The 6,108-nt window shown below is 75.4% G+C and carries 6 protein-coding genes; 2 read left to right on the top strand and 4 right to left on the bottom strand.

Annotated features, from left to right (window positions below; genetic code table 11):
* Positions 1-219 precede the first annotated feature (219 nt).
* A complete protein-coding gene (locus PYV61_RS19590; protein WP_275834766.1) occupies positions 220-549 on the bottom strand; it encodes a hypothetical protein in 330 nt (109 codons plus the stop codon).
* Positions 550-852: 303 nt separating this feature from the next.
* On the opposite strand from PYV61_RS19590, the gene PYV61_RS19585 reads away from it, so the two are divergent.
* Complete coding sequence (locus PYV61_RS19585) at positions 853-1,194, top strand: hypothetical protein (RefSeq protein ID WP_275834764.1); 342 nt, start codon at positions 853-855, stop codon at positions 1,192-1,194.
* A gap of 36 nt (positions 1,195-1,230) precedes the next feature.
* Here the strand turns inward: PYV61_RS19585 and PYV61_RS19580 are convergent, their stop codons facing one another.
* The 3 genes from PYV61_RS19580 to PYV61_RS19570 form a co-directional block, all read right to left on the bottom strand.
* Entirely contained in the window at positions 1,231-2,415 is a 1,185-nt protein-coding gene (locus tag PYV61_RS19580; RefSeq protein ID WP_275834762.1) for a Xaa-Pro peptidase family protein, read from the bottom strand.
* Positions 2,416-2,546: 131 nt separating this feature from the next.
* On the bottom strand, positions 2,547-4,646 hold the full coding sequence (locus tag PYV61_RS19575; RefSeq protein WP_275834760.1) for a S9 family peptidase: 2,100 nt from the start codon (positions 4,644-4,646) through the stop codon (positions 2,547-2,549).
* Between the two features lie 318 nt (positions 4,647-4,964).
* Complete coding sequence (locus tag PYV61_RS19570; protein ID WP_275834758.1) at positions 4,965-5,582, bottom strand: hypothetical protein; 618 nt, start codon at positions 5,580-5,582, stop codon at positions 4,965-4,967.
* Between the two features lie 294 nt (positions 5,583-5,876).
* Between PYV61_RS19570 and PYV61_RS19565 the strand changes: the two genes are divergently transcribed.
* Positions 5,877-6,108 (top strand): zf-HC2 domain-containing protein (locus PYV61_RS19565; protein WP_275834756.1); only part of this gene is annotated, 232 nt, incomplete at its 3' end.

Genomic DNA, 6,108 nt, shown 5'->3' with positions numbered 1-6,108 from the left:
CCTAAGACCGCTTGCTCCGACTTGCTCGGCGGCCCGCGAGGCGGGGACGCTGGCCGGCTCCGCGCCGCCGCCGCACGCGGCGGCCAGCGCGGCGACCAGGGGGAGCGCGGCGGACGGGCGGAACGACGGGCGGTGCGACGGGGCCACGGGCGGTGCGACGGGGACACGGGAACGGCGCGGGCGTCGCAAGCTAACGCCACCCGCGTGCCGCCCACGCGCTCACCCCGCGTCGGCCAGCACCTCGTCGAGCACGCGCCCCAGCTCGCGCCGCTCCACCGGCATCGCGAAGTACGCCGCCCGCCGCTCGCGCGCGGCGGCGCGCACCGCGTCGGCCGCCACCGGCTCGCCGAACATCGCGACGCGCGCCCCCGCCTGCACGCAGCGCGCGAAGAAGAGGTCGGAGCGCGCCTCGGCGAGCTGCCCGTCGAGCACCACGATGAGCGGCGGCCGGAGGCGGCGGATCGCGTCCTCGGGGCGCTCGTCGGGCGCCGGGAAGACGGGGTCGTACTCCTCGAGCTCGAGCAGCATGCCGACGAGTGCCGCGATCACCGCCTCTCGGGCGAGTACGAGGACGCGGGCCTTGGGGCGGTGTGGCGTCACGGGAGCGGGGCGGGGGCGCGGCCGAATCGGAGCCGGCGCGCGCTGCAAGCGATGCACCGCGGCGCGGCGGCAGCCAAACTAACCGCGCCCGCCGAGCGCGCGCGCACGGTTTGACGACCGTCGCGACCAAACGTATGTTGTCGCAACGACGAGGGGCGATCCGCCCCGGGTCGTGCCCGTCCGGTCGCGCCGTCGCGCCGGTTGTCGCGCCCCCGCGCGGCGTCACCCCCCGACGCCACGCGCCCCCTCCTCGTGCGCCACGCCGTCCCGCCCGCCATGATGGCCTACGACTCGCGCTCGACGCCCGAACGCCCGCGCCTCTCGGAGGCGACGCTCGCGGAGCTCCGCGACGCGGTGCGCACGCTCTGGATGGCCCCGTCGGAGGTCGACGGCGCGCTCGAGTCGGCCATGGGCGCCCTCGTCCGCGAGGCGCGCGACCGCGCGCTGCGCGCCGAGGACGTGCTCGTCGTCGTGAAGTCGCTGCTGGCCGACATGCCCGAGCTCGAGGACCCGGACCGCCGCCTCGAGGGCGCGCGCTTCCGCGAGCAGCTCGTCACGCGCTGCATCAAGGCGTACTACTACGGCCGGGGCTGACCCCGGCCGCGCACGCCGCGCGCGCCGCGCGGCCGGTCAGACGACGAGCAGCTCCGTCTGCGGCGCCTCGGGGGTGACCACCAGCGTCCCCTCCCCCACCCACGCGTTGACCTCGCTGCGCATCCCGATCTCGCCGGCGACGTAGACGCCGGGCTCGATCGAGAAGCCGACGCCGGGGATCAGCAGCCGCTCGTCGCGCGACTCCAGGTTGTCGAGATGCGGCCCGGCGCCGTGCAGCTCGCGCGCGTCGATGGAGTGGCCGGTGCGGTGCACGAAGTACGGCCCGAAGCCGCGCGCCTCGATCACCGCCCGCGCCGCGTCGTCGGCCTCGGCGCCGCGGACGGGGACGCCGCCGCCCACCCGCTCGCGCAGCAGCGCGATCGCCGCGTCGCGCGCGTCGCGCACCGCCGTCCACACCGCGAGCGCGCGCGCGCTCGGCGCCCCCACGGTCGCCATCCACGTCTGGTCGGCCTGCGGCGTCCCCGCGAAGCCGGCCCACAGGTCGATGAGCACCACGTCCCCCTCGCGGATCGGCACCGGGCGCTCGGCCGACGGCTCGTAGTGCGGGTTGGCCGCGTTGGCGCCGACCGAGACGTTCGGCCCGTGGTCGGGCGGCTCCAGCCCCGCCCGCGCGAACGCGTCGCGGATGAAGCGCTGCACCTCGTGCTCGTGCAGCGGCTCGGCGGTGCGCGCCCGCGCGCCCGCCAGCGCGAACGCCTCGTGCGCCACCGTGCGGACGATCTCCGCCGCCTTCCGGTGCGCGTCGAGCTGCTCCGGCGTCCACACCGCGAACAGCCGGCTCACCAGCTCCCCGCTCGTCGCCACCGTCGCCCCCTGCGCGCGCACGAGGTCGAGCACCCCCCCCGGCACCCGGTCGACGTACGGCACGGCGTCGCCGGGCGAGTACTCCATGGCCACCCGCTTCCCCGCCACCAGCTCGCCGAGCGCGCCCTCCAGCGAACGCCACGAGCTGTACACCACCTTCCCCCACGCCGCCGGCCAGTCGCGCCACGGCGCCTGCTCGATGGCGTGCGTCACGGCCGTCGGCGCCCCCTCGCGCGGCACCCAGACGAAGAGACGCCGCGTCAGCATCACGTGGCCGAGCCCCAGCAGCCCGCCGGCGATCGGGTTCGTGCCGCGGAAGTCGTAGAGGAGCCAGCCGTCGAGGCCTTCCTGCGCGATGGCGGCCTGGAACTTCGGGAGGGTGAGTTCGGAGAGCATGGCGGGGTAATCAACAGCGGGAGTCGTCACTACGGGAGTCACGCGAGCGGGAGTCGTGACCGCGCACTGCGCAGTGACGACTCCCGCCGTTGCGACTCCCGCGGTGACGACTCCCGCGGTCGTGCTTGGGGTTACTGGACTGCCACGTTCTCCTTCTTCGCGTACCGCTGGAACCACGACCGCAGGTAGAGCTGCGTCCGCAGGAAGTTGCTCGGCTTCGAGCTGGTGCCGTGCCACTCGTCGTTGAAGCGCACCATCGCCGTCGGCACCTTCCGGATCTTCAGCGCCTGGTAGAACTCCTCCGTCTGCGAGATCGGCGTGCGCAGGTCGTTGACGCCGGTCATCAGCATCGTCGGCGTCTTCACGTTGCCGACGTACATGAGCGGGCTGCGCTTCAGGTGCTCGCTCGGGTCCTCCCAGGGGAGCTTCTCGAAGTTGCGGTACCAGCTCGGGCCGTCCGTCGTGCCGACGAAGCTCATCCAGTTGATGACCGGGCAGTTCGACGACGCCGCGTTGAAGCGGTCGGTGTGCCCGACGATCCAGGCCGTCAGCACGCCGCCGCCGGAGCAGCCGTGCACGAACAGGTTGCCGGTGTCGACGTAGCCGCGCGCGACCGCCGAGTCGACGCTCGCCATGAGGTCGTCGTAGTCCTTGCCCGGGTACGCGTTCTTGATCGCGTTGCCGAACGCGCTGCCGTAGCCCGTCGAGCCGCGCGGGTTGGTCCACAGCACGACGTAGCCGTTGGCCGCGTGCTCCTGGCGCGCGAAGCTGAAGCCCGGGTTGTACATCGCGTGCGGGCCGCCGTGGATGTCGAGCATCATCGGGTAGCGGCGCCCGGCCTCGAAGCCGACCGGCTTCATCAGCCATCCCTGCACGCGGGTGCCGTCGCCCATCGTCACCCACAGCTCCTCGGTCTGCGCCACCTGCTTCCCGGCGAGCACGTCGGCGTTGACGTTCGTCAGCCAGGTCTCGGCGCCGGTGCGCAGGTCGATGCGCACGACGTCGTTCGGGCGCGTCGGCGTGGACGCCACGCCCACCGCGATCCCGCGGGCGACGTCGCTCACCGTCTGCACGCGCACCCCCTTGGTGACCGCGCGCGGGGCGCCGTTGAGCGGCGCGAACCAGAGGTGGCGCGTCCCCTCGCTCTCGACGTTGAAGTAGATGCCGCTGCCGTCCTCGGCCCACATCAGCCCCTGCGGCGTGCGGTCGAGCGAGCCGCTGACGACGCGCGGGTTCGACCCGTCGATCGCCATCACGTGCAGCTTCGCGTCGATCCAGGTCGCGTCGGTCGAGTCGTAGCCGGTGTAGGCGACCCAGCGCCCGTCGGGGGAGACGACCGGGTTGTTGTCGGGGCCCGGGCGGCGCGTCAGCTGCTGCACGGGGCACCCCGCGTTCCCGGCGTCGGCCGCGCAGCCGGCGACGTCGACCGCGTAGACCTCGCTCTCGCGCCACTGGTACTCGGCCTCCGGGTTCCGGTTGCCGCTGTACACGATGCGCTTCCCGTCGGGCGTCCAGCGCGGCGCGCCCGCGTCGGAGGCGCCGGCGGTGAGCTGGCGCGGCGTGCCGCCGTCGGCGGGGACGAGGAACAGCTGCCGGTAGCCGTCGTCCACGTACCCCTGCCGGTCGCGCCGGTACGCCAGCCGCGTGACGACGCGCGGCGCCTCCGTCCACTTCGCCCCCTTGGGCGCGGCGGGCATCTCGAGGCGCCAGTCGTCCCGCTGCGGCACCAGCATCTGGAACGCGATCGACTTCCCGTCGGGCGACCACGCCAGCTCGGCGGGCGTCTGGTCGAGGCGGGTGATCTGCGTCTCGCCGCTCCCGTCGAGGTACTTCACGAACACCTGCGTCCCCGCCGGCTCGCCGCGCGCGACGTAGGCGAGGCGCGTCCCGTCGGGCGACCAGCGCGGGGCGCTCCCGTTGACGAAGAAGCGCGGGCGCGTGCCGTCGGCGTTCATGATCCAGAGCGACGTCTCCCAGCGGTCGTTCAGCTTGTCGACCCACCGGCGCGTGAAGACGATCTGGCGGCCGTCGGGCGAGAGCTGCGGCTCCTGCACGTCCTCCCAGTCGAGGTAGTCGTTCAGGCGCAGGCGCGACGCGGGCGCGGGGGCCGGCGCCGCGTTGGCGGCGGGACGGGCGGGGGCCTGGGCGGCGAGCGCGTCGGGCAGCGCGACGCCGAGCAGCGCGGCCGCCACGAGCGCGCGACGCGGGGAGCGGACGGGCGTTCGGGGCATGGGACTCCTCAGGGACACGAACGACGAGGGCGCCGGCCGGATCCGGTATCCGGCGGCGCCCCATAGTACGCACGGTGCACGCGAAGCGTCAGGCGACCGCGCGCCCGCCGGTCGGTCGCTCGGGGACTCCCCGCGTCCGTCGGCGGGCCTCGATCCGCGCGGTGCCGCATGCGCCGGCGGATCGCGACGGGAGCGCCGAGCGCCGGGCGCCGAGCACTGCATCTCACGCGGCGCTCGGCGCTCCGCGCTCGGCTCGCCGGCCGCGGGGGTCTGGGTGTGCGCGTGGGCGCCCGTCGACCTACGGGAGCGCGAGCGGCCCTACCGCGCCCACTCCACGCGCCAGCGGCAGCGCCCCTCGCCGCGCCCGGCGCACCGCTCGTGCTCCAGCGGCGCCAGGTCGCCGACGAGGAGGCGCAGCAGCTCCGCGAAGCCGGCGCCGTAGAAGGTGCAGCCGGTCGACTCGGGGGCGGCCTCGACGGTCAGCGGGCGCGACACCTCCAGCACCAGCGATGTCCCCGCGCGCTCGACGCGACCGCCCAGGTAGCGGCGCGCCAGGCGGCGGGCCGCGCGGACGGCGAGCGGGCGGGCGAGCAGCCGCGGCAGGCGTCGGGCGTCGCGCCGGGCGGCGCGGCCGAGCGTCTGGTAGGCCGTCGCGGCGAGGAAGCGCCCCGCCTCCCGGAAGACGACGTCGGCGTCGGGGCGGCGGGCGATGAGGCGCGCGAGCGCGAGCACCTCGTCGGGGGCGGCGCGCTCGCCGCGGCGCGCGGCGTCGCCGTAGCGATGGATCTGCGCGAGCACGGTGTCGGACAGGCCGAGGCGCTTGTTGCGCAGCTCGGCGACCAGCTCCGTGTCGGGATCGTCGATCGCGCGGTCGACGGCGCGGACCCCCTCGAGGAGGCTCAGCGGGAGGAGGGCGTCGACGACGAGTGCAGCCATGGCGGGCGGGGGTGAAGCGGGAGGGCGGAAGTAACCAGGCTGCGCCGTTGGGTTCAAGACGGGCGGACCGCACGCGCGCCGTGTCCCGCATCACGCGCGGTGACACACCGCAAATGCCGCACTCGGCGGTACGGGCGCGTACCGGGGAACCCCGGCGCGCGACGCCCGCTTGAGCGAGGGAGCGGACGCGCGGCACCGCCGACGCTCGCGCGGACTGCCGCCGACCGCCGCCGCCGCCCAGATTCGACGCCGGTGCCCATCGCGCTCGCCCTCCCTCTCCCTTCCCTCCCCGCCGTGCGGCCCCTGTCGTGGAGCCCCGCCGCGGTGGGGTGCCCGGTGCCCGAGGCGCAGGCGCACCAGCTGCTCGACGGCGAGCTGCCCCCGCTCGCGGACGCGGCGCTGCGCGAGCACCTGACGCGCTGCCCGCCGTGCGCGGCCCGCGTCGAGCGCCTCGAGCGCCTGCTCGCCGCGCTCGGCCAGCAGCCGACGTTCGCGCCGCGCGCCAGCGCGCGGCTGCGGCGCCAAG

This window comes from Roseisolibacter sp. H3M3-2, assembly GCF_029211165.1.
Lineage (GTDB): Bacteria > Gemmatimonadota > Gemmatimonadetes > Gemmatimonadales > Gemmatimonadaceae > Roseisolibacter.
Note: the sequence above shows the minus strand (reverse complement) of the source record. Positions and strands in the feature narration are given on the sequence as shown.